The 24,808-nt window shown below is 71.1% G+C and carries 21 protein-coding genes; 15 read left to right on the plus strand and 6 right to left on the minus strand.

Going from position 1 to position 24,808, the window contains the following annotated elements:
* The first annotated feature begins 6 nt into the window (after nucleotides 1-6).
* The 6 genes from DI005_RS13655 to DI005_RS13680 all read left to right on the plus strand — a co-directional run bounded on the left by DI005_RS13655 (nucleotide 7) and on the right by DI005_RS13680 (nucleotide 4,145).
* Nucleotides 7-609 (plus strand): DUF177 domain-containing protein, encoded by a 603-nt coding sequence (locus DI005_RS13655; protein ID WP_113642322.1) that lies wholly within the window; start codon nucleotides 7-9, stop codon nucleotides 607-609.
* A gap of 78 nt (nucleotides 610-687) precedes the next feature.
* Nucleotides 688-870, plus strand: a complete 183-nt coding sequence (gene rpmF / locus DI005_RS13660) for a 50S ribosomal protein L32 (protein WP_110342243.1) — start codon at nucleotides 688-690, stop codon at nucleotides 868-870.
* A gap of 11 nt (nucleotides 871-881) precedes the next feature.
* Nucleotides 882-1,619 carry a ribonuclease III gene (rnc, locus tag DI005_RS13665; RefSeq protein ID WP_112271871.1) on the plus strand — a complete coding sequence of 246 codons (738 nt, stop codon included), beginning with the start codon at nucleotides 882-884 and terminating at the stop codon, nucleotides 1,617-1,619.
* Between the two features lie 117 nt (nucleotides 1,620-1,736).
* Nucleotides 1,737-2,603, plus strand: coding sequence for a bifunctional DNA-formamidopyrimidine glycosylase/DNA-(apurinic or apyrimidinic site) lyase (gene mutM / locus DI005_RS13670; protein WP_112271873.1), 867 nt, complete (start codon nucleotides 1,737-1,739; stop codon nucleotides 2,601-2,603).
* A gap of 88 nt (nucleotides 2,604-2,691) precedes the next feature.
* Nucleotides 2,692-3,015 carry a PadR family transcriptional regulator gene (locus DI005_RS13675; protein ID WP_112271874.1) on the plus strand — a complete coding sequence of 108 codons (324 nt, stop codon included), beginning with the start codon at nucleotides 2,692-2,694 and terminating at the stop codon, nucleotides 3,013-3,015.
* Nucleotides 3,012-4,145, plus strand: coding sequence for a hypothetical protein (locus DI005_RS13680; RefSeq protein ID WP_113642323.1), 1,134 nt, complete (start codon nucleotides 3,012-3,014; stop codon nucleotides 4,143-4,145). Before DI005_RS13675 ends, DI005_RS13680 begins: the two co-directional genes overlap by 4 nt.
* A 108-nt stretch (nucleotides 4,146-4,253) precedes the next feature.
* Here DI005_RS13680 and DI005_RS13685 read toward each other — a convergent pair whose 3' ends face one another.
* Both DI005_RS13685 and DI005_RS13690 read right to left on the minus strand, forming a co-directional pair.
* A complete protein-coding gene (locus tag DI005_RS13685) occupies nucleotides 4,254-4,772 on the minus strand; it encodes a general stress protein (protein WP_112271876.1) in 519 nt (172 codons plus the stop codon).
* A gap of 113 nt (nucleotides 4,773-4,885) precedes the next feature.
* Nucleotides 4,886-6,139: an ROK family protein gene (locus DI005_RS13690; RefSeq protein WP_113642324.1), complete on the minus strand. Its 1,254-nt coding sequence runs from the start codon at nucleotides 6,137-6,139 to the stop codon at nucleotides 4,886-4,888.
* A 433-nt stretch (nucleotides 6,140-6,572) separates the two neighbouring features.
* Here DI005_RS13690 and kdpF point away from each other — a divergent pair, with 433 nt between their 5' ends.
* The 6 genes from kdpF to DI005_RS13720 are packed head-to-tail and all read left to right on the plus strand — an operon-like array spanning nucleotide 6,573 to nucleotide 14,245.
* Nucleotides 6,573-6,674 (plus strand): K(+)-transporting ATPase subunit F, encoded by a 102-nt coding sequence (gene kdpF / locus DI005_RS13695; RefSeq protein WP_112271878.1) that lies wholly within the window; start codon nucleotides 6,573-6,575, stop codon nucleotides 6,672-6,674.
* Nucleotides 6,675-8,339 (plus strand): potassium-transporting ATPase subunit KdpA, encoded by a 1,665-nt coding sequence (gene kdpA / locus DI005_RS13700; RefSeq protein WP_112271879.1) that lies wholly within the window; start codon nucleotides 6,675-6,677, stop codon nucleotides 8,337-8,339.
* Complete coding sequence (gene kdpB, locus DI005_RS13705; protein ID WP_113642325.1) at nucleotides 8,336-10,408, plus strand: potassium-transporting ATPase subunit KdpB; 2,073 nt, start codon at nucleotides 8,336-8,338, stop codon at nucleotides 10,406-10,408. The genes kdpA and kdpB overlap by 4 nt, the downstream gene beginning before the upstream one ends.
* A 6-nt stretch (nucleotides 10,409-10,414) precedes the next feature.
* Nucleotides 10,415-11,035: a potassium-transporting ATPase subunit C gene (locus DI005_RS13710; protein ID WP_113642326.1), complete on the plus strand. Its 621-nt coding sequence runs from the start codon at nucleotides 10,415-10,417 to the stop codon at nucleotides 11,033-11,035.
* A gap of 2 nt (nucleotides 11,036-11,037) precedes the next feature.
* Nucleotides 11,038-13,557 carry a DUF4118 domain-containing protein gene (locus tag DI005_RS13715; RefSeq protein ID WP_199542807.1) on the plus strand — a complete coding sequence of 840 codons (2,520 nt, stop codon included), beginning with the start codon at nucleotides 11,038-11,040 and terminating at the stop codon, nucleotides 13,555-13,557.
* Nucleotides 13,550-14,245 carry a response regulator gene (locus tag DI005_RS13720; RefSeq protein WP_112271884.1) on the plus strand — a complete coding sequence of 232 codons (696 nt, stop codon included), beginning with the start codon at nucleotides 13,550-13,552 and terminating at the stop codon, nucleotides 14,243-14,245. Before DI005_RS13715 ends, DI005_RS13720 begins: the two co-directional genes overlap by 8 nt.
* A 3-nt stretch (nucleotides 14,246-14,248) precedes the next feature.
* Here the strand turns inward: DI005_RS13720 and DI005_RS13725 are convergent, their stop codons facing one another.
* On the minus strand, nucleotides 14,249-14,863 hold the full coding sequence (locus tag DI005_RS13725) for a hypothetical protein (RefSeq protein ID WP_113642328.1): 615 nt from the start codon (nucleotides 14,861-14,863) through the stop codon (nucleotides 14,249-14,251).
* 145 nt (nucleotides 14,864-15,008) lie between these two features.
* On the opposite strand from DI005_RS13725, the gene DI005_RS13730 reads away from it, so the two are divergent.
* Nucleotides 15,009-15,296: an acylphosphatase gene (locus tag DI005_RS13730; RefSeq protein WP_233520129.1), complete on the plus strand. Its 288-nt coding sequence runs from the start codon at nucleotides 15,009-15,011 to the stop codon at nucleotides 15,294-15,296.
* A gap of 240 nt (nucleotides 15,297-15,536) precedes the next feature.
* A complete protein-coding gene (gene smc, locus DI005_RS13735; RefSeq protein WP_113642329.1) occupies nucleotides 15,537-19,151 on the plus strand; it encodes a chromosome segregation protein SMC in 3,615 nt (1,204 codons plus the stop codon).
* Nucleotides 19,152-19,602: 451 nt separating this feature from the next.
* Here the strand turns inward: smc and DI005_RS13740 are convergent, their stop codons facing one another.
* Nucleotides 19,603-21,183 carry a sodium:solute symporter gene (locus tag DI005_RS13740; protein ID WP_112271892.1) on the minus strand — a complete coding sequence of 527 codons (1,581 nt, stop codon included), beginning with the start codon at nucleotides 21,181-21,183 and terminating at the stop codon, nucleotides 19,603-19,605.
* A 10-nt stretch (nucleotides 21,184-21,193) separates the two neighbouring features.
* Nucleotides 21,194-22,375 carry an anhydro-N-acetylmuramic acid kinase gene (locus tag DI005_RS13745; protein WP_113642330.1) on the minus strand — a complete coding sequence of 394 codons (1,182 nt, stop codon included), beginning with the start codon at nucleotides 22,373-22,375 and terminating at the stop codon, nucleotides 21,194-21,196.
* Nucleotides 22,376-22,516: 141 nt separating this feature from the next.
* Between DI005_RS13745 and ftsY the strand changes: the two genes are divergently transcribed.
* Nucleotides 22,517-23,899 (plus strand): signal recognition particle-docking protein FtsY, encoded by a 1,383-nt coding sequence (ftsY, locus tag DI005_RS13750; protein ID WP_113642331.1) that lies wholly within the window; start codon nucleotides 22,517-22,519, stop codon nucleotides 23,897-23,899.
* 81 nt (nucleotides 23,900-23,980) lie between these two features.
* Here the strand turns inward: ftsY and DI005_RS13755 are convergent, their stop codons facing one another.
* Complete coding sequence (locus DI005_RS13755; RefSeq protein WP_112271898.1) at nucleotides 23,981-24,754, minus strand: IclR family transcriptional regulator; 774 nt, start codon at nucleotides 24,752-24,754, stop codon at nucleotides 23,981-23,983.
* Nucleotides 24,755-24,808 lie beyond the last annotated feature (54 nt).

Below are 24,808 nucleotides of genomic sequence, written 5' to 3' on the forward strand. Positions count from 1 at the left end.
AATCCGATGCCTGACGAAAGCACCAGCCCAGCGCGCCCCGACGCGCGCAACCCGTGGCTGTTCGACACCCATGAGCTGGGCCGCCGCCCCGGCTCCAGCCGTACGCTCCGGCGCGACGTGCCCGTCGACACACCACTCGGCGTGCCCGACGTGATCGTCGTGCCCAAGGGCGCGAACATCGCGCTCGACCTGCTGCTGGAGTCGGTGGTGGAGGGCGTGCTCGTGACGGGCACGGCTTCGGCCCCGACCACCGGCCAGTGCTCGCGCTGCCTCGACCCGATCGCCGACGAGGTCGAGGTCGACCTCACCGAGCTGTACGCCTACCCGGACTCGACCACCGACGAGACCACCGAGGAAGACGAGGTCAGCCGGGTCGTCGACGACAAGATCGACCTCGAGCCGCTGGTCCGCGACGCCATCGTCCTCGCACTCCCGCTGGTGCCGTTGTGCAGCGAGGACTGCGCCGGACTGTGCCCGGGATGCGGCGTGAAGTGGGCCGATCTCGAGCCCGGACACGGGCATGAGACGATAGACCCTCGGTGGGCCGCGCTGGTCGAGCGCTTTGGGGACAACCAAGGCGAGAACCCGGCGAACGGCTCGGACCGGTAAAGCCCGGCGAGCAGCAGCTCGACCAATTCGGCAAGCACGCTCGCACCCGCGAGCAGACCCTGATGAGGAGAACCAGTCGTGGCCGTCCCGAAGCGGAAGATGTCGCGTTCCAACACCCGCTCGCGCCGTGCCCAGTGGAAGGCCGCGCCGGTTGAGCTGGTGGCCTGCCCCAACCGCGCGTGCAGGCAGCTCAAGCCCCAGCACGTCGCCTGCCCGGCGTGCGGCCAGTACAGCGGTCGTCAGGTCGTCGAGCCCGCCTGAGGCTGTCGGCTATGGGGGGTAAGTCGCCTACCGGCCCGGCAGCGGATCCCACACCACTTCTCGAGGCGCTCGGTGTCGATTTCGACACCGAGCTGCTGACGCTTGCGCTGACCCACCGTTCGTACGCGTACGAGAACGGCGGGCTGCCGCCCAACGAGCGTCTGGAGTTCCTCGGGGATGCGGTGCTGGGCCTGGTGGTGACCGATCATCTTTACCGGCGGCATCCCGAGCTGCCGGAGGGCCAGCTCGCGAAGCTGCGCGCCAGCGTGGTCAACATGCACGCGTTGGCCGGCGTGGCCCGCGGGCTCGGTGAGGGGGGTCTCGGCGCGCACCTGCTGCTCGGCAAGGGCGAGGAGCTGACCGGCGGCCGGGACAAGGCGAGCATCCTCGCCGACGGACTCGAGGCCGTCATCGGCGCGACCTACCTCGCGCACGGCATCGACGCGGCGCGGGAGCTGGTGCACCGGCTCTTCGACGACCTGCTCGCCGAGGCGCCGCTGCGCGGTGCCGGGCTCGACTGGAAGACCAGCCTGCAGGAGCTGACGGCCTCGGCCGGTCTCGGCGTGCCCGAGTACAAGGTCGAGGACACCGGTCCCGACCACCGCAAGGAGTTCAGCGCGACCGTGTTCGTCGGTGGCCGCAACCTCGGCCAGGGCGACGGCACGACCAAGAAGGAAGCCGAGCAGAAGGCCGCCGAGTCGGCCTGGCGCGCCCTCTCCGAGGAACTCAAGCCGGTCCAGGAAAGCTGACCCACAGCGTCTCGCTACCCACCCGACTGCAGTGAAGGCCACCTTCACTGCGTTCAACGCAGTGAAGGTGGCCTTCACTGCATGAGGGCCGCTGAGCCACCCGACTAAACTGGTCCGGTGCCAGAGCTTCCCGAGGTGGAGACCGTTCGCGCCGGTCTCGAACGGCATGTCGCGGGGCGGGTCATCGCCTCGGCCGAGGTGCTCCATCCCCGCGCGATCCGGCGTCACGTTCCCGGCGTCGAGGACTTCACCGGCCGTCTCGGCGGCGTCAAGATCGAGGCCGCCCGCCGCCGTGGCAAGTACCTGTGGCTCGACCTCGCCGACGGCGAGGCCATGCTCGCCCACCTCGGCATGAGCGGTCAGCTGCTCGTCCAGCCCGAGGGCGCCCCTGACGAGAAGCACCTGCGCGCGCGGTTCCGCTTCGCCGACGGCGGCCCCGAGCTGCGGTTCGTCGACCAGCGCACATTCGGTGGGCTCGCGCTCGCCGAGCTCGTCGAGGTGGACGGCACGCCGGTGCCGAACACCATCGCGCACATCGCGCGGGACCCGATGGACCCGCTCTTCGACGCCGCGCTCGCCGTGCGGCTGCTGCGGGCCAAGCGCACCGAGGTCAAGCGCGCGCTGCTCGATCAGACGCTCGTATCCGGCGTCGGCAACATCTACGCCGACGAGGCCCTGTGGCGTTCCCGCCTGCACTGGGCGCGGCCGACGGAACGGCTCACCGTCAAGCAGGCCGGGGCCGTGCTCGCCGCGGCCGCCGAGGTGATGGCCGAGGCGCTGGTGGCTGGCGGGACGTCGTTCGACGCGCTCTACGTCAACGTCAACGGCCAGTCCGGCTACTTCGACCGCTCGCTCGACGCCTACGGCAGGGTGGGCGAGCCGTGCCGCCGCTGCGGCACCCCGATCCGGCGCGATCCGTTCATGAACCGTTCGTCGTTCTCGTGCCCGCGCTGCCAGCCGAAACCGAGGGCGCGCACCCGCTGATCCACCCGATCCGGCCGAAGGAGCCGGTCGCTGTGCACACTACTGCGCATTGCGTGGTAGCGTCGCTAGCGCACAACTGGAGGACGCGGTGGAGATCAGCCAGCTACTCAAGGGCGTACTCGATCTCGCTGTGCTCGCGGTGCTGAGCGAAGAGGACGGCTACGGCTACGACGTCCTGCGCAGGCTGAGACAGGCGGGCCTCGACGAGGTGGGTGACGCCTCGGTGTACGGCACGCTGCGACGGCTGTACAAGGCGGGACTGCTCGCCTCGTACGTCGTCGCCAGCGAGGAAGGGCCGCACCGCAAGTACTACAGCGTGAACGAGCAGGGCCGCGCACGCCTCGCCGAGTCGGTGAAGACGTGGCAGACCTTCGCGACCACGATGAACAGCCTGTTGGGAGACGCACGATGAGCACACCGAACCCGCCCGCCGTTCGTGCCTACCTGGCCCGGGTGCGGACGGCGCTGGCCGATCTGCCCGCCGCCGAGGTCGACGAGATCGTCGAGGACGTCCGGCCGCACCTGCTGGAGATCGCGGAGGGGCTCGGCGAGCGGGCCACCGTCGAGGCGATGACCGAGCAGCTCGGCTCCCCCGAGAGCTACGCGGCCGAGGTGCGGGCCGCCGGTGACTATCCGCCGCCGCCTGCCGAGGGCGCCGAGGGTGCCGGGAAACCCAAGGGCTCGCGCAGGACCGCCGCGCGGCTATCGCTCTGGGTTCTGGTACTCGGTGTCGGCGCGCTCGCGCTCGTGGGCTTCGCGGTCGGCAGCGAGTTCGACGCCGACCTGCTCGCCGCGCTGGTCGTGATCGTGCCAGCGCTCGCCGCGGCCGGCTGGTACGTGTGGTCGAAGGGGACGGGCCCGGTGGCCGAGCTGCCGGAGGTCCGGCGGGTGTGGTCGGGCGTCTCGGGCCGCGCGAGCTCGCTGGCCGCTCACCTGCGGACGATGGCGCCCGCGTGGTGGGTGTTGTGCGCGGTGCTGATGGGGCTGTCGGCGCTGCTGCTGGTGATCAGGAACAGCGCTGCCATCCTCGTGCTGCCGGTGTTCGTCGGCGTCGCCGCGCTAGCGTTGTGGGCGGGTCCGAGATCCGGCACGGACCGGAGGCTGCTGTGGGCGAGCGTGCCCGTTTCGGTGTTCGTGCTCGCCATGGGAGCGGGCATGGTGGGCTATCTCGCCAGCTCGCTGGAGGGCTCGACCACCGAGTATCCGTACCAGTACACGTCGAACACGTCCTACGACGGCGAGCCCGGGCTGTTCTACGGCGACGAGCAGCTGGAGAACGTCTACGTCTTCGACGCCGACGGCAAGCCGCTGCGCGACGTGTACCTCTACACCGAGGACGGCCGCCCGCTGACCGTGCCCCGCTACGGGTGCGAGGAGCCGACGCAGTCGAGGATCACGCAGGGCAGGGACAACCGGTTCCCCCGGCCGCACATCGAGCAGGGCGGCTACGACGACGAGGGCAACTACAACGGCTACAACGCTCACCGGCCCTCGTGCTCCGAGAGCGACGAGATCCCGTTCACGGCGGCGATTCCGAAGTAGCAACACGGCCTGCACAGGCCGTGCCCCAGGTGGCTCACCCCGACCGCAGTGAAGGCCACCATCACTGCGTTCAACGCAGTGATGGTGGCCTTCACTGCAGCTAGGTGGTCACCAGGTGGTGGAGGACATCGCCAGCTTCGCGAGCAGTTCGCGGCCGTTCTCGGCGTTACGCGGCTGGCAGAGCACGTCGTACCGGTTGGCCACGAGCTGGCTGTGGGAGACGAAGTCGCGGCGGCCCTTGGTCGCGGCGTACCCCATCGCGGCGAAGGCCAGGCCGAACGCGACACCGGCGACGAGCCCGATCAGGATCGGCAGCAGCCCGGCTCCCGGCGTGAACAAGCTCAGCAGCAGGCCGACGAACAGACCGAACCAGGCACCGGACATCGCGCCGCTGCCGAGCACCTTGCCCCAGGTCAGCCGCGCGGCGACGCGCTCGACGAGCATCGGCTCGACGCCGACGATCGTGACGTCCTGCACGGGGAAGTTCTGGTCGGCGAGGTGGTCCACGGCACGCTGCGCCTCTTCGTACGTGCCGTAGGAGCCGATGGGCCAGCCGGTCGGCAGGGTCGGCAGCTGCGGCGCCCGCTGTGCCGTGCGGAACGCGGGCTGCGAGAACGCTGTGGTCATGGTGTGCTCACCTCGTGGGCGATACTGGTTGTTGTCCTTACACCCGTTTCAACGTCACGGCGTTCTCGATCAGTGCCCGGTCCGCGAGATTCACAGGGTGCTCTCAGCCACGCTCAGTGCAGTCCCGGCATTCCGTTCGGTGAGCCCGAGGACAGCCACTGGCCGAAGTAGCGCACGGAGAACAGCTCGTCCAGCACCATGTACGCGGCGCCGACGAGCCCGCCCTCCTCGCCGAGGCGAGCGCGTTCGATGCGCAGCTCTCGTGTGGACAGTGGCAGCGAACGCCGGTAGATCGTCTCCCTGATCGTGGCGAGGAACAGATCGCCCGCGCCCGCGACCTTGCCGCCGAGCAGGATGATCGAGGGGTTGTAGAAGTTCACCATGGTGGCGAGCATCGCGCCGATGCGCCTGCCCGCCTGCACGAGGAGCTGGACCGCGTGGTGGTCGCCCGCCCTGGCGGCGGCGGTGACGTCCTCGCCGGTGACGGCGCCGTGGTCGTCCAGCGCGGCGGCGAGCGCGGCACTGGCGCCGGAGCGGGCGAGCGCCTCGCCGTCCCTGGCCAGCGCGGCGCCCCCGGCGAGCGCCTCGAGGCAGCCCGTCTTGCCGCAGCGGCAGACCACCGTGCTGTCGTCTGAGACGGCGGCGTGGCCGATGTCGCCGGCGCAGCCCTGCGCGCCCCGGTGCAGGCGGCCCGAGTTGCTGATGCCTGCGCCGATGCCCGTGCCGATCTTGATGTAGAGCAGGTCGCCCGAGGTCGGCAGGCCCGGCGTGCGCAGCTCGCCGAGGCACAGCAGGTTCACCTCGTTGTCCACCCACACCGGCGCGTCGTAGCGCTTGGAGAGACGGTCGCGAACCGGGTAGTTGTTCCAGCCCGGCATGATCGGCGGCTCCGACGGCCGCGCCGTCGCGAACTCGACGGGACCCGGCAGGCCGAGGCCGACGCCCCACACCTCGCCCGGCTCCACTCCGAGGTCGGCCAGCAGCCCGTCGAGGGTGTCCTCCACCTCGGTGAGCACGGGTTCCGGCCCCTGGGCGATGTCGCAGTCGCGGTGGCACATGGTGAGCACGGTGCCCATCAGGTCCGTCACGCCCGCTGTGAAGCTCGTGGCGCCCAGCTCGGCCGTGAGGATGCGCCCGGCGTCGCGGCGGAAGCGGAGCGTTCTCGCCTGCCTGCCGCCGGTGGAGGGGTTGAGGTCGCCCTCCTCGAGCAGCCCGGCGTCGAGCAGCGTCGTGGTGCGCTGCGTGATGGCGGTACGGCCGAGACCGGTGCGCTCGCTCAGCGCCGGTCTGGTGTCCGCCTGGCCGCTCCTGACCAGGTCGAGGAGTCGCGCGTAGCTCTCCAGCAGCTCGGTGCTCGGCTCCTCCACGGGGACCCCCTTATGTGTGATGCCTCGCATCATATATCGGAAAGTGCAAAACTTCTGTTTGTTACATGCATTAGAGGGAAGATCGAAAGCCTAAGAGTCGTCCCCCAAGGCCACCTTTGTTGCGCTCAACGCAACAAAGGTGGCCTTGGGGGCAGTCTGGGCTGCCTTACCTGAGCGCGACATCCGGGCGAGTGCGCGGGTGGGCGGGTCCACCGTGCGTCAAGGCGGCGTCAACAGACCTCCCCGCCGCGTCAAGGAGCCGTCAGACCCGGTCCGGACCGCCGGGCGCCGGTCGCAGGCTGACCACCGGTCGGGTTCACCAGAAGGGGTGACCCGCGAGGAGGGGTGCATTCGTGGCCGATTTCCTGTTCGCCGTTCTGCTGATCGGCGGATTCGTCGTCCTCGCGCTCGCCGTGCGCGGGCTGGAGAAGCTGTGAGCGCCGCGGGCGCCGTGGCCAACGTGGTCGGCGGGCTGCTGGCGCTGGGACTCATCGTCTACCTGTTCGTCGCACTGATCAGGCCGGAGAAGTTCTAGATGCCCGACTCATGGGCCGGCCTCGTGCAGGTGGCCATCCTGCTCGGCGCGCTCGCACTGGTGTACCGGCCGTTCGGCGACTACCTCGCACGCGTTTACACGAGTGAGCAGCACTGGAAGGCCGAGCGCGCGCTATACCGGCTGTTCCGCGTGAATCCTTCTTCCGAGCAGCGCTGGAGCACCTACGCCGTGTCGGTGCTCGCGTTCTCGTTCGTCTCCATCGTGGTGCTGTACCTGCTGCAACGCCTGCAGCCGGTGCTGCCGTGGAACTTCGGCCGCGGCGCGATCGAGCCCGGCATGGCCTTCAACACCGCCATCAGCTTCGTCACCAACACCAACTGGCAGTCCTACGCCGGCGAGGTGGCGATGGGCCACTTCGTGCAGCTGGCCGGGCTGACGGTGCAGAACTTCCTCTCCGCGGCGGTCGGCATCGCCGTCGCGGTGGTGCTGGTCCGCGGGTTCGTCCGGCGCAGCACCGACCGCCTCGGCAACTTCTGGGTCGATCTCACCAGGGGCACGATCCGTGTGCTGCTGCCGATCTCGGTCGTCGTCGCGGTGGTGCTCGTGGCGCTCGGCGTGGTGCAGAGCCTGCGGTCCGGGGTCACCGTGTCCAATCCGGACGGCTCACAGAGCACGATCGCGCTCGCACCCGCGGCGAGCCAGGAGGCCATCAAGGAGCTCGGCACCAACGGCGGCGGCATCTTCAACGCCAACTCCTCGCATCCGTTCGAGAACCCGAGCTCATGGACGAACCTGCTGGAGATCTTCCTGCTGCTGGTGATCCCGGTGTCGATGACGCGTGCGTTCGGCACGATGGTCGGCAGCCGTAGGCAGGGCTACACGCTGCTGTCGGTGATGGGCGTGCTGTGGGGCGTCATGCTCGCGGTCGCCTGGTGGGCCGAGACGCATCCGAACGGACCCGCCGCGCTGCTCGCGGGCGCGAGCCTGGAAGGCAAGGAGCAGCGCTTCGGCATCGGACAGTCGGTGCTGTTCGCCACGAGCACCACGGGAACGTCCACGGGTGCCGTGAACTCCATGCACGACAGCTTCAGCGGGCTCGGCGGCGGCGTCCCGCTGCTGAACATGCTCCTCGGCGAGGTGACGCCGGGCGGCGTCGGCGCCGGTCTTTACGGGATCCTCGTGCTCGCCGTCATCGCGATGTTCCTGGCCGGGCTGATGGTCGGCCGGACCCCGGAGTACCTGGGCAAGAAGCTCGGCCGCCGCGAGGTCACGTGCGCTGCCGTCGCGATGCTGGCCATGCCGACGGTGGTGCTGCTCGGCACCGGCGCGGCCCTGCTGATGCCCGGCGAGCTGGACACGGCGCTCAACAACACCGGCCCCCACGGCCTGTCCGAGGTGCTCTACGCCTACGCCTCGGCGGGCAACAACAACGGCAGCGCGTTCGCCGGGCTCACCGTCACCAGCGACTGGTTCCAGTCGTCACTCGGTATCGCGATGCTGATCGGCAGGTTCATTCCCATCATCGCCGTGCTTTGCCTGGCCGGTTCCCTTGCCGCACAACGGAAGGTCCCCGAAACTCCCGGCACCCTGCCCACCACGAGCCCGCTGTTCGGCTCGCTGCTCGCGGGCACGGTCGTGCTCGTGGCCGCACTGACGTTCATCCCTGCGCTCGCGCTGGGACCCATCGCGGAGGCACTCGCATGACCATCACCACCCAGGACCATCCCGCGCGGGCGAAGCCCGAGCACGCGGGCCGGGTGAGCGCGGGCGTGTTCAGTCCTCGGCAGCTGCTCGCGTCGTTCCCCGACGCGCTGCGCAAGCTCGGCCCCCGTCACCAGCGGCGCAACCCCGTGCTGTTCGTGGTGTGGGTGGGCTCAGTGCTCGTGACCGTCTTCGCGGTCGCGGAGCCGAGCCTGTTCACGATCCTCATCGCCGCGTGGCTGTGGTTCACCGTGCTGTTCGCCAACCTGGCCGAGGCGGTGGCCGAAGGCAGGGGCAAGGCGCAGGCGGAGTCGTTGCGGCGCACCAAGAAGGAGACCGTCGCCAGGCGCCTGCTCGACGACGGCGGCGAGGAGGAGGTGCCCGGGGCGCGGCTGCGCGTGGGCGACCGCGTGGTGGTGGAGGCGGGGCAGACGATCCCCGGCGACGGCGACGTGATCGAGGGCATCGCCACCGTGGACGAGTCGGCGATCACGGGAGAATCCGCGCCCGTGGTGCGCGAGTCCGGCGGCGACCGCAGTGCCGTCACCGGCGGCACCACGGTGCTCTCCGACCGCATCGTCGTGCGGATCACCAGCAAGCCCGGCGAGTCCTTCGTGGACCGGATGATCGCACTCGTCGAGGGGGCGTCCCGGCAGAAGACGCCCAACGAGATCGCGCTGACGATCCTGCTCTCGACGCTCACGATCGTCTTCCTCCTCGCCGTGGTGGCGCTGCAGCCCATGGCGGGCTACTCCGGCAGCACGCAGTCGGTGGTGGTGCTGACGGCGCTGCTCGTGTGCCTCATCCCGACCACGATCGGCGCGCTGCTCTCGGCGATCGGCATCGCGGGCATGGACCGGTTGGTGCAGCGCAACGTGCTCGCCACGTCGGGCCGCGCCGTGGAGGCCGCCGGAGACGTGTCGACACTGCTGCTCGACAAAACCGGCACCATCACCTTCGGCAACCGCAGGGCGACCGAGCTGATCCCGTCCTGGTCGTCCACACCGGACCGGCTCGCCGAGGCCGCGCGGCTGGCCAGCCTCGCCGACGGCACCCCCGAGGGCCGCAGCATCATCGAGCTGATCGAACGCGACCACCCCGAGCTGACCGGAGAGCAGGGCGGTGAGTTCGTTCCGTTCACCGCGCAGACGCGGATGAGCGGGCTCGACGTCGGCGGCAGGCAGGTCCGCAAGGGCGCCACCGACGCAGTGCGCGCGTGGGTCGCAAGGCACGGCGGGACCCTGCCCGCGGAGATCACCCGCGTGAGCAGGGAGATCGGCGAGCAGGGCGGCACCCCGCTCGTGGTCGCCGAGCTGCGCGACGGCACACCCGTGGCGCACGGCGTGATCCGGCTTTCCGATGTGGTCAAACCGGGCATGCGGGAACGGTTCCGGCGGCTGCGCGAGATGGGCATCCGCACGGTGATGATCACCGGCGACAATCCGCTGACCGCAAAGGCCATCGCGGCCGACGCCGGGGTCGACCACTACCTCGCCGAGGCCAAGCCCGAGGACAAGCTGGCGCTGATCCGCAGGGAACAGGAGGGCGGCAGGCTCGTCGCGATGACCGGCGACGGCACCAACGACGCGCCCGCGCTGGCCGCCTCCGACGTCGGCGTCGCCATGAACACCGGCACGTCGGCCGCCAAGGAGGCCGGCAACATGGTCGACCTCGACTCCGACCCCACCAAGCTCATCGAGATCGTCGAGATCGGCAAGCAGCTGCTGATCACCCGCGGCGCGCTGACCACGTTCAGCATCGCCAACGACCTCGCCAAGTACTTCGCGATCCTGCCCGCGATGTTCCTGGCGATCCACCCGCAGCTCGGCGCGCTCAACATCATGCGCCTCGCCACCCCGGAGTCGGCGATCGTGTCCGCGGTGATCTTCAACGCGCTGGTGATCGTGGCGCTGATCCCGCTCGCGTTGCGGGGTGTCCGCTACACCCCGGCCGGCGCTGCCAAGCTGTTGCGGCGCAACCTGCTGATCTACGGCCTCGGCGGCATCGTCACCCCGTTCGCCGGGATCTGGCTCATCGACCAGCTCGTCCGTCTCGTTCCCGGAATCGGGTGACTTTTGATGCTGAAGTCCCTGTTCAGCCAGTGCCGCGCGGCCCTGCGGGTGCTGCTGGTGTTCACACTGCTGCTCGGCGTGGTGTACCCGCTCGGTGTCTGGGCGGTGTCCCGGCTACCCGGGCTGGAGCACCGGGCCGAGGGCTCGCTCATCGAGCGGAACGGCACGGTGGTGGGCTCGTCCCTGATCGGCATCGACCCGGTGTTCGACGGCCCGACCACGCGCGACCCGTGGTTCCACACGCGGCCCTCGGCGAGCGCGGAGGGCCCGCTGGGCCCCGGTGACCCGTCGGCATCGGGCGGTTCGAACAAGTCCGCGTTCGACCCCGGGCAGGTGGAGCTGGTGCGGCAGCGCAGGCAGCTCGTCGCCGAGCGGGAGAGCGTCCCGCCGAGCGCCGTGCCCGCCGACGCGGTCACGGCCTCGGCCTCCGGCGTCGACCCGGACATCAGTGAGGCCTACGCCGAGTTGCAGACCGCCAGGGTCGCCCGCAACACCGGGCTGTCCGAGGCGCGCGTGCGCGACCTCGTCGCCGAGCACACGAGCACGCACGGCATCGGCGTGCGGTCGGTGAACGTGCTCGAGCTCAACCTCGCGGTGCGCGACGCGAGGAGCACACTGGTTCCGTGAGCGTGGAGGAAGGCAGCGGTGCGCCGCGCCGGGGAGAGCTGCGAATCTATCTCGGCGCGGCGCCCGGCGTCGGCAAGACCTACGCGATGCTCGGCGAGGCGCACCGCAGGCTCGAACGGGGCACCGACGTCGTGATCGGCTTCGTGGAGTCCCACGGAAGGGCGAAGACGGCGCAGCTGCTCGACGGGCTCGAAGCGGTGCCGAGGCAGACCTTCGTGCACCGGGGCACCGAGCTGCCCGAGATGGACGTCGACGCGGTGCTCGCGCGCAGGCCAGAGGTGGCGGTGGTGGACGAGCTGGCGCACACCAACGCGCCCGGTGCCCGCAACGAGAAGCGCTGGCAGGACGTCGAGGAGCTGCGGAACGCGGGCATCACCGTACTCACCACGGTGAACGTGCAGCACCTGGAGAGCCTGAACGACGTGGTGGAGCGCATCACCGGCGTCCGGCAGCAGGAGACGGTGCCCGACGAGGTGGTGCGCAGCGCCGAGCAGGTGGAGCTCGTCGACATCACGCCAGAGGCCCTGCGCCGCAGGCTCGCCCACGGCAACGTCTACCCGGCCGAGCGGATCGACGCGGCGCTGGGCAACTACTTCCGCGTCGGCAACCTCACGGCGCTGCGGGAGCTGGCGCTGCTGTGGGTGGCCGACCAGGTGGACGTCGCGCTGCAGCGCTACCGCGCCGAGCAGGACATCACCGACACCTGGGAGGCAAGGGAACGTGTCGTCGTCGCCATCACCGGCGGCCCCGAGAGCGAGACGCTGATCCGTCGGGCGCGCCGCATCGCGACGAGGGCGGGTGCGGAGCTGCTCGTGCTGCACGTGCTGCGCGGCGACGGGCTCACCGGCCTTGGGCCGACCGCGGTGGGCAGGTACCGGAAGGTGGCCGACGACGTCGGCGCCACCTTCCACAACGTCGTCGGCGACGACGTGCCGACCGCGCTGCTCGACTTCGCGCGCGGCGTCAACGCCACCCAGCTCGTGCTCGGCACGTCCAGGCGCTCACGGTTCGCGCGGCTGTTCGACGAGGGGATCGGCGCCACCGTGGTGCAGCGATCCGGCCCGATCGACGTGCACATGGTCACCCACGAGGAGGCAGGTGGACGGCTCCGCGCCCGCTTCGGCCCGAGCGTGCTGAGCGCCGTGCGACGGCTCGGCGGCTGGGCGCTCGCGGTGCTGCTGCCCGCGCTGGCGACCGGGATCGGGGTGCTGCTGCGGGAGGAACTGGACTTCTCCACCGACGTGGTGATGTTCTTCCTCGCGATCGTGATCGTGGCACTGGTCGGCGGGCTCGGGCCCGCCCTGGTGGCGGGGTTGCTCTCGGCGGGACTGCTGAACTTCTTCTTCACCGAGCCGTACCACTCGCTCAAGGTGTCCTCGCCGCGGATCGTCGTGACGCTCGTCGTGATGCTCGTGGTGGCCGTGCTCGTGGCGCTCGTCGTCGGCTCGGCGGCGCGGCGGGCGAGCCTGGCCGCCCGCGCCCGCACCGAGGCGTCGCTGCTCGGCTCCTACGCACGCACGGTGCTCGCCGACCCGAAGCCGCTGGAGCGCCTGCTGGAGAAGGTTCGGGAGAACTTCGGCCAGGTTTCGGTGGGGCTCATGGAGAAACGGGACGGGACGTGGCGGCGCGTCGCCGAGGCAGGGCCGGAACGCTGTCCCGAGCCCGACAAGGCCGACGTCGACATCCCCGTGACCGCCGACGTGCACCTGACCCTGCGCGGCCGCTCGCTGCCAGCCGCCGACCGGGGAGTGCTGGAGGCCGCCGCCGGGCAGGCGCTGCTCGCGCTGCGTCAGCAGCGGATGGCGGTCGCCGCCGCGGCGGCCGAGCGCAAGGCTCACGCCACCGAGCTGCGCACGGCCCTGCTCTCCGCCGTGGGCCACGATCTGCGCACGCCGCTGACCTCGATCAAGGCCTCGATCGGCAGCCTGCGTGCCCCCGACCTCCAGCTGTCCACTGAGGACACCGCGGAGCTGCTGGAGACCATCGAGGTCTCCGCCGATCGCCTCGCGGGGCTCGTCGACAACCTCCTCGACTCCTCGCGCCTGGCGACCGGAGCGGTGCGCCCGCGGCTGCAACCCGTCGGCTACGACGAGGTCGTGGCGCTCGCGCTGTCCAACCTGGACGACGCGGCGGCGGTGCGCGTCGACGTGTGTGAGGACCTGCCGTGGGTGCTGGCCGATCCCGGTCTGCTGGAACGCGTGGTGGCCAACGTCGTGGACAACGCGCTGCGGCACGGCGGGGGAGGCGAGCCGGTGGCGGTGCGGGCCAGCGCGCACGCCGAACAGGTCGAGCTGCGGATCGTCGACCACGGGCGCGGGCTGCCGAAGGGCGCGGCGGACTCGGCCTTCGCGCCGTTTCAGCGGTTGTCGGACCGTACCCCCGGGATCGGCCTCGGGATGTCCGTCGCGAAAGGATTCACCGAGGCGATGGGTGGCACGATCCGTGCCGAGGACACGCCAGGAGGGGGACTCACCGTGGTGATCTCGCTGCCCGCCTACTGCGGAGTGGAGGAGCATGTCTGACAAGGAGCCGAGCAAGGTGCTCGTCGTCGACGACGATCCGCAGATCGCGCGAGCGCTGCGGATCAACCTCTCGGCGCGCGGCTACCAGGTGGTGACGGCGCACGACGGCACGGCCGCGCTCAAGGCCGTGGCCGAGACGCGGCCGGATGTCGTGGTGCTCGACCTTGGCCTGCCCGACCTGGACGGCGTCGAGGTGATCGAGGGCCTGCGCGGCTGGAACAAGGTGCCCATCATCGTGCTCTCGGCGAGGGACGACTCCACGGACAAGGTGCAGGCGCTCGACGCCGGCGCCGACGACTACGTGACCAAGCCGTTCGGGATGGACGAGCTGCTGGCGCGGCTGCGGGCGGCGGTGCGCCGCTCGGGCCTGTCGGCGGCCGACGCGGACGCACAGGTGGAGACCGCGTCGTTCACGATCGATCTCGCGGCGAAGAAGGTGCGACGCGACGGCGCCGAGGTGCACCTGACCAAGACCGAGTGGCGGCTGATGGAGCTGCTGGTGCGCAACCGCGGCCGGCTGGTCACCCAGAAGCAGCTGCTGCACGAGGTGTGGGGACCGTCGTACGACACCGAGTCGCACTATCTGCGCGTCTACGTGGCGCAGCTGCGCCGCAAGCTGGAACCCGAGCCCTCCCGGCCCCGCCACCTGCTGACCGAGCCGGGAATGGGCTACCGCTTCGAGCCGTGAGGCTCAGGAGCTGGTGGTGTCGCTGCCACCGGAACCGCTGGTGCCACCCGTGGTGGTGGGCTCCGGCTCGGTGGTGGTCGGCTCGATGGTGGTGGTCGGCGGTGTCGTGGTCGGCTCGGGGTCCGACGTAGTCGGGTCGGGCCGGGTCGTCGTCGGCTTCGTCGTCGGGGGCAGCTCGCTGTCCGAACCACCCGGGGGCGTGTTGCCCGGCCGGGTGTTGGAGGAGGTGCCCCTGGTCGGGGTGATGACGGTGGTCGTGGTCATGCCGTCGGGGCCGACGCTGACGACCGTGGTCGGGGAGGTGGTCGCGGGCGGCAGTGTGCCCGTCACGGCGACGCCGTCGACCATGATCTGCGTCTGGCCGGGGATGGCCTGGCCGGGGACCAGCTCGGGTCCGCCGTTGCCGCCGGAGCTGCCGGTGCTCTGCGAGGCCGTCCGGTCGACGGCGTCCGTGGAGCCGGGCGTGCCGCCCATGACCTGCGCGACGGCGCCGAACGCGGTGGCCAGCAGGAGCCCGCTGGCCGCGAGTGCGATGTAGCCCGTGCGCTGGAGTTTTCCGGTGGATTCGCGGGGTGGAGCAACCTCGGCGCGAGGCCGTGACCCTGGGGACGGGGTCATGCATGACTCCTTCGGAGGTGCTGATTGTTCGCCCGTTTGGCGGACCCGGCGGGCACAGTACCACCGCTGGGTGACGAGCTGCGAACCACTCTGTGCTAAAGGGCTCACGCACAGCGACGGCTGGTCCGTGCGGCACGATGGAGCCGTGGCTGACGAACAGGAGACGGCCCGGCTCACCGCGTGGGTCCACGGGATGGTGCAGGGTGTCGGTTTTCGCTGGTGGACGCGGAGCAAGGCGCTGGAGCTGGGGCTTGTCGGCAGCGCGACCAACCTGAGGGACGGCAGGGTCGAGGTCGTCGCGGAGGGGCCCAAGGACAACTGTGAGCGGCTCCTGGCGGCGCTGCGCTCGGATACCTCACCCGGTCGAGTGGATCATGTCGCGGAGCGCTGGTCGGCTCCCCGAGGCGGCCTCCAGGGCTTCGTCGAACGCTGACCCCGCCGCCGCACCTCAGCCCCCAGGAAGAGAGCAAGGGAGCTTTACTCCCGTAAAACGAGAGCAAAGCTCCCTTGCTTCGCACTACTGGGGCACGTGTGACGACTGGGGCCAGTGTGGTCACCCGCCGAGAAGGATCACGGGCGCGCCCGGCCCCGCGTCCCACGGCCGCGACGGCGCCTTGGGTAGCATCGGCCGACTGAAGAGGGAGTCTCGCCAGTAGGGGAAGGTCGACAGCGCGTGCACCTGAAAAGCTTGACGCTCAAAGGCTTCAAGTCCTTCGCGTCGGCGACCACCCTGCGCTTCGAGCCCGGCATCACCTGCGTCGTCGGCCCGAACGGCTCCGGCAAGTCGAACGTGCTCGACGCGCTCCGCTGGGTGATGGGCACGCAGGGTGCGAAGGACCTGCGCGGCGGCAAGATGGAGGACGTCATCTTCGCGGGGACGGCGGGCCGCGCCCCGCTCGGCCGCGCCGAGGTGACCCTCACGATCGACAACACCGACGGCGCGCTGCCCATCGAGTACACCGAGGTCTCCATCACGCGCCGGATGTTCCGCGACGGCGCCAGCGAGTACGAGATCAACGGCAAGGGCTGCCGCCTCCTCGACGTGCAGGAGCTGCTCTCCGACTCCGGCATCGGCCGCGAGATGCATGTCATCGTCGGCCAGGGCCAGCTCTCCGAGATCCTCCAGGCCAAGCCCGAGGAGCGGCGCGCCTTCATCGAAGAGGCCGCGGGCGTGCTCAAGCACCGCAAGCGCAAGGAGAAGGCCCTCCGCAAGCTCACCGCCATGCAGGGCAACCTCGACCGCCTCAACGACCTCACCGCCGAGCTGCGCCGCCAGCTCAAGCCGCTCGGCAAGCAGGCGGAGATCGCCCGCCGAGCGCAGGTGGTCCAGTCCGAGCTGCGCGACGCTCGCCTGCGTCTCTACGCCGACGACCTGGTCACCCAGCGCGCCGACATCGCCAAGGAGGAGGCCGACGAGAACGCCGCCCGCGCCCGCCGTGCAGAGGTGGAGCAGGCGCTCGAGGTCGCAACCACCGAGGAGACCGAGCTGGAGAGCTCGCTCGCCGAGGACGCGCCGCGCCTGGCCGCGGCGCAGGACACCTGGTACAAACTCTCCGCGCTGGCCGAGCGGCTCCGGGGCACCGTGCGCCTCGCGGTCGAGCGTCAGCGGCACCTCTCCACGGAGGTCGAGACCGGCGGTTCCGGCCGCGACCCCGAGGAGCTGCTGGCCGAGGCCGAGCGCGCCGCGGAGCGGGAACAGGAGCTGAACGAGGCCGTCGTCGAGGCCAGGGCCATCCTCTCCGACGCCGTCGAGCGCCGCGAGCACCTCGAACGTGCCGTGCAGGCAGCCGAACGCGCTCACATGGCCGCCGTGCGCGCCATCGCCGACCGCCGAGAAGGCATCGCGAAGCTCACCGGCCAGGTCGAGGCGCTGCGCAGCAAGAGCGGCGCCACCGCCGAGGAGATCGAGCGCCTCACCACCGGCATCGAGGAGGCCGCCGCCCGCGCCGAGGCCGCCGCGGAGGACCTGGAGCAGGCCCGCGCCGATGGCGGGGTCGAGGAGTCCGACGACGCCGGGCTCCAGGAACGCCACGACCGCGCCGTCGCCGCCAACGACGCCGCCAAGGCCCGCGTCGAGGAGCTCGTCAAGGCCGAACGCGCCGCCGAGCGCGACATCGCCTCCGAGAAGGCCAGGGTCGACGCCCTGTCGATGGGCCTCAAGCGCAAGGACGGCGCGGGCGCCCTGCTCGGCGCAACCGATGAGCTGCCCGGCCTGCTCGGCTCGGTCGCCGCTCTGCTCACCGTCGAAGCAGGCTACGAGGTCGCGCTCGCCGCGGCGCTCGGCCCCGTCGCCGACGCGGTCGCGGTCGCGGCGGGCAACGACGCGCTGGCCGCGCTGAAGTACCTGAAGGACAACGAGTCCGGGCGCGCGGGACTGCTACTCGGCGGCGCCCGGACCACTGTGGACACCACGGGCTGGCCTGCGCTGCCCTCCGGGGCGCGCTGGGCGCGCGAGGTCGTCGCTTCTCCCGAGCCGTTGCGGCCCGCCGTCGAGCGCGCACTGGAGCGCGTCGCCGTCGTGACTGGACTGGACGAGGCCCGCGACCTCGTCGCCACACACCCCGACGTCACCGCCGTGACCACCGACGGCGACGTCTTCGGCAGCCACTGGGCCGCCGGCGGTTCCGCCCGCGACGAGAGCGTCATCGAGGTGCAGGCCGCCGTCGACGAGGCACAGGACCGGCTCGCCGCCGCCGAACGGGCACTGCAGCGCACCATCGCCGAGCTCGAAGGCGCCCGCGCCGAGCAGCAGGATCGGCGCGCCGAGGTCGGGCAGGCCAAGGAGGCGCTCAACGAGGCCAAGGTTCGGCGCGCCCGCTCCTCGGAGCGGCTCAGCAGCCTCGAGCACGCCGCGCGCTCGGCGTCTTCGGAGGTCGACCGCCTGCGCAACCAGCGCGCCAAGGTGGAGCAGAACCGCGAGGAGGTCCTCGCCAAGCTCAGCGAGTTCGAGGAACGACTCGCGGCGGTCGCCGACCAGCCCGTCGACGAGGACCCCGACACCACCGAGCGCGACGAGGCCGCCGAGTCGCTGTCCGAGGTCCGCCAGGAGGAGGTCGACGCGCGCCTGTCGCTGCGCACCGCCGAGGAGCGGGCGCGGGGCATCGCGGGCAAGGCCGACTCGCTGCGCCGGGCCGCCGAGGCCGAACGCCAGGCGCGCGAGCGCGCCGAGAAGGCGCGCATCGCGAGGGCCCGGGGCGCCGAGATCGCCGCGGCCGTGGTCAACGGCGGCGAGGTGGCGCTGGAGCGCATCGAGACCTCGTTGCAGCGGGCCGCCGCCGAGCGCGACGCCGCGCAGGCGCAACGGGAGCAGCGGGAGACCGCGCTCGCACAGGTGCGCAGCCGGGTCAGGGAGCTGACCGGTGAGCTGGAGAAGCTCACCGACGCCGTCCACCGCGACGAGGTGCTGAGGGCCGAGCAGCGGCTGCGGCTGGAACAGCTCGAAACCAAGATCACCGAGGAGTTCGGCATCGGGCTCGACGACCTGATCGCCGAGTACGGCCCCGAGGTGCCCGTGCCGCCCGGCGCGGGCGAGCTGGCGGAGTACGAGGCCGCGAAGGAGCAGGGCGAGACGGTGATGGCGCCGCAGCCCATCCCGTACGACCGCGACACACAGGCCCGGAGGGCCAAGCGCGCGGAGAAGGACCTCGCGCTGCTCGGCAAGGTCAACCCGCTGGCGCTGGAGGAGTTCGCCGCGCTGGAGGAGCGCTACAAGTTCCTGTCCACGCAGCTCGAGGACCTCAAGGCGACCCGCAAGGACCTGCTCACGGTGATCAAGGAGGTCGACGACAAGATCCTCGAGGTCTTCACGTCCGCCTACCACGACGTGGCCCGCGAGTTCGAGACCGTGTTCTCCGTGCTCTTCCCCGGCGGTGAGGGCCGCATGGTGCTCACGGAGCCCGACGACATGCTCGCCACCGGTGTCGACGTCGAGGCCCGCCCGCCCGGCAAGAAGGTCAAGCGGCTCTCGCTGCTGTCCGGCGGGGAGAAATCGCTGGTCGCGGTGGCCATGCTCGTGGCGATCTTCCGCGCGCGGCCCTCGCCGTTCTACGTGATGGACGAGGTCGAGGCCGCGCTGGACGACACCAACATGCGGCGTCTCATCGGCCTGCTGGAGCAGCTGCGTGCCAGCTCGCAGCTGATCATCATCACGCACCAGAAGCCGACGATGGAGATCGCCGACGCCCTTTACGGCGTGAGCATGCAGGGCGACGGAATCACCAAGGTGATCTCCCAGCGCATGCGCGCGGAACAGATCGAGCAGGACGAACCGGCCCCGACCCCGGCGTAACCGCCGCGAGTCCCCCGCCCAGGCCCGCGAGTCCCCCGCCCAGGCCCGCGAGTCCCCCGCCCAGGCGCGCGAGTTCCCCGCCCAGGCGCGCGAGTTCCCCGCCCAGGCGCGCGAGTCCCCCGCTCGGGCCCGCGAGTTCCCCGCCCAGGCCCGCGAGTTCCCCGCCCAGGCGCGCGAGTCCCCCGCTCGGGTTCGCGAGTTGCCCGCGCTCCCGCGTCCGCCGCGCCGATCACGAGCGCAGCACTCACCGTCCGGAACGCAACACTCAGCGTCCTGAGTGCAGAACTCGCGGGCTGGAGCGGGGGACTCGCGGGCTGGAGCGGGGGACTCGCGGGCCGGAGCCCGCTTCGTCGGCTCCGTCGCGACTGGACTCCCTGCCTAGGACTGGACCGGCGAGCTACCGTCCCACGTGCAGTCGTCGCCGGTCCGGCGCAGCGTGCTCACGTCCATGTCAGGCCGTCTCCTGTGTGCGCTCCGGCGGCGCCGAGGACTCCGCCGCCCGTGGGTCCGGCGTGGAGTGCCGCAGCGACAACAGGCCGCCGACGACCAGCGTGATCACAACGCCCAGCAGCGTGTACCACGGGAACGCGAGCGCCACGGTGGTTTCGGTCGCCTTCGAGAAGTCGATTCCGACGAGCGAACCGCTGGCCTTGTCGAACTTGATCCCCAGGATCACGAACGCCATCACCACGACGGTGGCCGCGAAGGCGATGATCGCGTCGACCTGCCGCGCCTTCTTGACGATCAGCCCGAGCAGGAACGCGCCGAGCAGCGCGCCGTAGGTGTAGCCGGTGATCGAGAGCCCCTGCACGACGATCGGGTCGCTGCTGGAGGCGAACGAGGCGAAGAAGCCCGCGAACACGATCAGCAGGCCCGCCCAGATGACCGTCCACAAGCGACCCTGGCGGAGCCGGTCCTGAGCGGAGAGCTCGCGGCCGATGATGCGTTCGTACACGTCGGTGACGGTGGAGGACGCGAGCGCCCCGAGCGACGAGCTGAGCGCCGCGGCCAGGATGCCCGCGATGACGAAACCGGAGAGTCCGCTCGGCAGCTCGTTGACGATGTAGTTCGCGAAGAGTTCGTCGTTGTTGTTCAGCCCGAGGCCGTCCACCGGGTCCGCGCCCCGGTAGAACGCCCACAGCAGCACGCCGATGAACAGGAACAGCGCGAACTGCAGGAACACGACCACCCCGCTCGCGATGATCGCCTTCTGGCTGGCGCGAAGGTCGTTGGTCGCCTGCAGGCGCTGCACGATCAGCTGGTCGGAACCGTGCGAGGCCATTGACAGCACGGCGCCACCGATGACCGCCGTGACCACCGCGAACTGCCCCGTGAGCGGATTGGAGCTGAAGTCGAGGAGCTGGAACTTGCCCGCGTCGACGGCGCTGCCGAACCACCCGTCGGGCAGGCTGCCCGCGAGCGCCCAGATGACGACGACGGCGCCGAGGACGTACCAGAGCATCTGGATCGCGTCGACCCACACGACCGCGCGAACGCCGCCGAAGAAGCTGTAGAGCACCATCGCGAGCCCGAGCGCCGCGACGATCGTCCAGTAGCCGACGTCGACGCCGTACGCGGCGAGCACGACCTTGATCGGGATCGCGGTGGCGAACAGCCGCAGGCCGTCGGCGAGCAGCCGGGTCAGCAGGAACGTCACCGAGGCGGTGCCCTGGAGGCCGCCGCCGAATCGCTTGCCGAGGAAGGCGTAGGCGGTGACCAGGTTGCCGGCGACGTAGCGGGGGAGCAGCACGAACGCCACCACCACACGCCCGCAGATGTAGCCGATCGCCAGCGACAGGTACGTCATCCCGCCGGCCTCGGGCGTCGCGAGGTAGGCGACCGTCGGCACCGAGAGCACCGTGAGCGTGGACGTCTCGGCGGAGACCACCGACAGGCACGCGACCCACCACGAGATGCGGCCCTCACCGACGAAGTAGTCGTTGCCCGACTTCTGTCTGCCGCCGATGAGGATGCCCAGCAGTGGCATCCCCACGAGGAAGATCGCGATGATCACGAGGTCGAGTGCCCGCATCTGAAATCTCCTACCGTGTCTCGGCGGTCTTCGCTACCCGCAAGCGTCTGGGCACCGTTCGCAGTGGCGACGGCAGTTCGAGTGGACCGGAACCGGGTGTGATGCTGCCGAGCAGCCGAGGCCCGCGAGCACCGGTCGCGCTCGGCACGTTCGCCGGGACGCCGTGCCAGGTCAGCCAGCCTAGGAGCGCGGTCAGGTACGCCTCCTTGGCGTCGGCGGGCAGGCCGAGCTCGTCGCTGGGCACGACGGTAAGCCTCGCGGCGAGCGCGCGCAGCAGGACAGGGTTGCGGATGCCGCCACCCGAGGCGACGACGGTGCGCACGCCGTGGCGCTCGCACTCGTGAGCGATGGTGGCCGCGGTCAGCTCGGTGAGCGTCGCCAGCAGGTCCTCGTCGGCGATGGCGGGGAGTCCGGCGACGGCGTCGCGCAGGTAGCCGGTGTGGAAGTGCTCCTTGCCGGTCGACTTCGGTGGCGCGGCCGCGTAGTACGGGTCGGCGAGGAGGCGGTCCAGCAGGTCGGGACGGACGCTGCCGCGCGCGGCGAGCGCTCCGCCGGTGTCGCTGCGTCGCGCCCCGCCGGTGAGCTCGCCGACGGCGGCGTCGAGCAGCGCGTTGCCGGGGCCGGTGTCGTAGGCGAGCACGTCGCCGCCGGGGTGGACGACGGTGAGGTTGGCGATGCCGCCGATGTTGAGCGCGGCGGCGGGTGCGCCCTCGTCCTCGGCGACGCCCCGCAGCCACAGCGCGTCGAGGGTGCCGGCGAGTGGCGCACCGTGGCCGCCCGCGGCGATGTCGCGGACCCGGAGGTCGGCGACCACCGGCAGGCCGGTGCGCTCCGCGATCCAGGCGGGCTGCCCGAGCTGGAGCGTGCCGAGGGCTTGGCCGTCCTCGATCCAGTGGAAGACGGTCTGGCCGAGCGAGGCGACGAGCTCCGCGGGGCCGAAGCGGTCGAGCGCCGTGTGCGCCGCTTGGGCGAACGCCTGCCCGACGCACGTGTCGAGCCTGGTCAGCTGCCCGGCGGTGCACGGTCCCGGAGGCAGCGCGGCGAGCAGCTCGTCCCGCAGCGCGGCGGGGTAGGGAAGCTCGAGTGCGCCGAGCGGGGTCAGTACGAGCCCGCTCTCGTCGGTGCGCAGCTCGGCGACCGCGACGTCGATGCCGTCCATCGACGTGCCGGAGATGAGGCCTACGACACGCATTGGAGTGGTCTAGTCCACATTGTGAGGGCGGCGCAAGACTTTCGGTGAAACTTTGGCTGAAAATATGCCGCGTGCGTGGAGGTCCAACGATTCGTTCAGGGGTGACCGGCTCGCCCGGTCGGCGGATGCGAGGATGACAGAGTGTCGAGCACCACCTTGATCTGGATCATCGTCGTCGCGGCCGTCGTGCTTCTGGTCGCGCTCGTCGCCGGGCTCACGATCGCGCGCAAGAAGCGCAGGATCAGCCTGACCGAGGAGCGCGACGAGACGCCCAAGGGCGGCCGCTACCACGCCGGGGGCGGTATCGCGCTGGCCCCCGGTGGTACCGAGGCTCCCGCGCACCCGGTGGAGGAGCGCACCGAGACCGACGGTGAGCCCGGGGTCGGCGACGACGCTGCGGTCCCGAGGGACGCGCCGCGCCGCGGCATCGTGGACGTCGGCCTCCCCGGCGAGCAGGCCCCCACCGCGCCCGCCGAGGAGCCTCCCGCCGCCGAGGCGCCCACTCCCGAGGCGCCGCCCGCCGTGCCGGAGCCCGCTCCCGCGCCGGAGCCGGAGCGTGCGCCAGAGCCCGAGCCCGAGCGCGAGGAGGTGCCCCCGGCCGCGGGCCGTATGGAGCGGTTGCGCGGACGGCTGTCGAAGTCGCGCTCGGCGCTCGGCCAGGGCCTGCTCGGCCTGCTCGGTGCGGGTGACCTCGACGAGGACTCCTGGCAGGACGTCGAGGACACGCTGCTCGTCGCCGACCTCGGGGCCGCCACGACCACGGAGATCGTCGAGCGGCTGCGCACCGAGCTGTCCACGCGCGGCGTCCGCACGCCGGACGAGGCGAGGAGCGTGCTGCGCGAGGTGCTCACCGAGGCCTTGCGGCCGGACGCCGACCGCGCGGTGCGCGCGCTGCCGCACACCGTCGCCGGCACCAAGCAGCCCGCGGTCGTGCTGGTCACCGGCGTGAACGGAACCGGTAAGACCACCACCACCGGCAAGCTCGCACGGGTGCTCGTCGCGCAGGGCAGGGAGGTGCTGCTCGGCGCGGCGGACACGTTCCGCGCGGCTGCGGCCGACCAGCTGCAGACGTGGTCCGAGCGCGTCGGCGCGGAGGTCGTGCGCGGCAAGGAGGGCGCCGACCCGGCGTCGGTGGCCTTCGACGCGGTCAAGCGCGGCATCGACGCCGGCGTGGACGCCGTGCTGGTGGACACCGCGGGCAGGCTGCACACCAAGACCGGCCTGATGGACGAGCTGGGCAAGGTTAAGCGCGTGGTCGAGAAGCAGGCCAAGGTCGACGAGGTGCTGCTGGTGCTCGACGCGACGACGGGCCAGAACGGCCTCGCGCAGGCGCGGGTGTTCTCCGAGGTCGTGGACGTGACGGGCATCGTGCTGACCAAGCTCGACGGCACCGCCCGCGGCGGCATCGTGTTCCAGGTGCAGCGGGAGCTGGGCGTCCCGGTGAAGCTCGTCGGCCTCGGCGAGGGCCCCGACGATCTGGCCCCCTTCGAACCGGACGCCTTTGTCGACGCCCTCCTGAGCTGACCTACCTGCCCCCAAGGCCACCTTCGGTGCGTTCAACGCAACAAAGGTGGCCTTGGGGGCAGTTCAGGCGCTTCAGGCAGTTCAGGCGCTGAGGTCGCGGGTCGAGAGTTGTTCCGACAGGGCCGCCGCTATGCGCTGCACCACCGGAGCGATGCGGGTGACCGCCTCCTTCGTCAGCCTGCCTTCCGGGCCCGACACCGACACCGCCGCGGGTGTCGGCGCGCCCGCCACCGGCACCGCCAGGCAGCGCACCCCCAGCTCCTGCTCGCTCTCGTCGAGTGCGTAGCCCTGTTTCGCGATCTTGCCGAGGTGCCGGAGGAACTTCTCCACGTCGGTGTGGGTGTGCTCGGTGTAGGACGGCATCCCCGTACGCGCGAGCAGCGCCCGCACCTCGTCGGCGGGCAGCTCCGCCAGGATCGCCTTGCCGACACCCGTGCCGTGCGGCAGCAGCCTGCGGCCGACCTCGGTGAACATCCTCATCGAGTGCTTGGACGGCACCTGGGAGACGTAGACCACCTCGTCGCGCTCCAGCACCGCGAGGTTCGCCGTCTCGCCGACCTCGTCCACCAGTTCCGCGAGCAGCGGCCGCGCCCACGTGCCGAACTGCAGGCTCGCGTTCTCGCCGAGCCGGATCAGCCGCGCGCCCAGCGCGTAGCGGCGGTTGGTGTTCTGCCGGACGTAGCCCAGCGCGACGAGCGTGCGGATGAGCCGGTGGATCGTGGGCATCGGCAGTCCAGACGACGTCGCCAGCTCCGAAAGGCTCGCCTCGCCTCCGGCGTCCGCCAGCCGTTCGAGCAGCTCGAACGCACGTTGCAGCGACTGCACCCCGCCGTTACCTGACCTCTCGGGGGCCACACCGTCTCCTCTCGCGTTGAGCTTCCGCAATGTAGAAACTATAGTCCGAGATGT

The organism is Prauserella sp. PE36 (genome assembly GCF_003311655.1).
In the GTDB taxonomy this organism is placed as follows: Bacteria; Actinomycetota; Actinomycetes; order Mycobacteriales; family Pseudonocardiaceae; genus Prauserella_A; species Prauserella_A endophytica.

Coding starts and splice junctions, on each gene's coding strand:
- DI005_RS13680 (WP_113642323.1), top strand. CDS start 3,012: ATGAGCACACCGAACCCGCCCGCCGTTCGTGCCTACCTGGCCCGGGTG.
- kdpB (WP_113642325.1), top strand. CDS start 8,336: ATGACCATCACCACCCAGGACCATCCCGCGCGGGCGAAGCCCGAGCAC.
- DI005_RS13740 (WP_112271892.1), bottom strand. CDS start 21,183: ATGCGGGCACTCGACCTCGTGATCATCGCGATCTTCCTCGTGGGGATG.
- DI005_RS13720 (WP_112271884.1), top strand. CDS start 13,550: ATGTCTGACAAGGAGCCGAGCAAGGTGCTCGTCGTCGACGACGATCCG.
- DI005_RS13655 (WP_113642322.1), top strand. CDS start 7: ATGCCTGACGAAAGCACCAGCCCAGCGCGCCCCGACGCGCGCAACCCG.
- DI005_RS13725 (WP_113642328.1), bottom strand. CDS start 14,863: ATGACCCCGTCCCCAGGGTCACGGCCTCGCGCCGAGGTTGCTCCACCC.
- DI005_RS13685 (WP_112271876.1), bottom strand. CDS start 4,772: ATGACCACAGCGTTCTCGCAGCCCGCGTTCCGCACGGCACAGCGGGCG.
- DI005_RS13745 (WP_113642330.1), bottom strand. CDS start 22,375: ATGCGTGTCGTAGGCCTCATCTCCGGCACGTCGATGGACGGCATCGAC.
- kdpA (WP_112271879.1), top strand. CDS start 6,675: ATGCCCGACTCATGGGCCGGCCTCGTGCAGGTGGCCATCCTGCTCGGC.
- rnc (WP_112271871.1), top strand. CDS start 882: ATGGGGGGTAAGTCGCCTACCGGCCCGGCAGCGGATCCCACACCACTT.
- DI005_RS13710 (WP_113642326.1), top strand. CDS start 10,415: ATGCTGAAGTCCCTGTTCAGCCAGTGCCGCGCGGCCCTGCGGGTGCTG.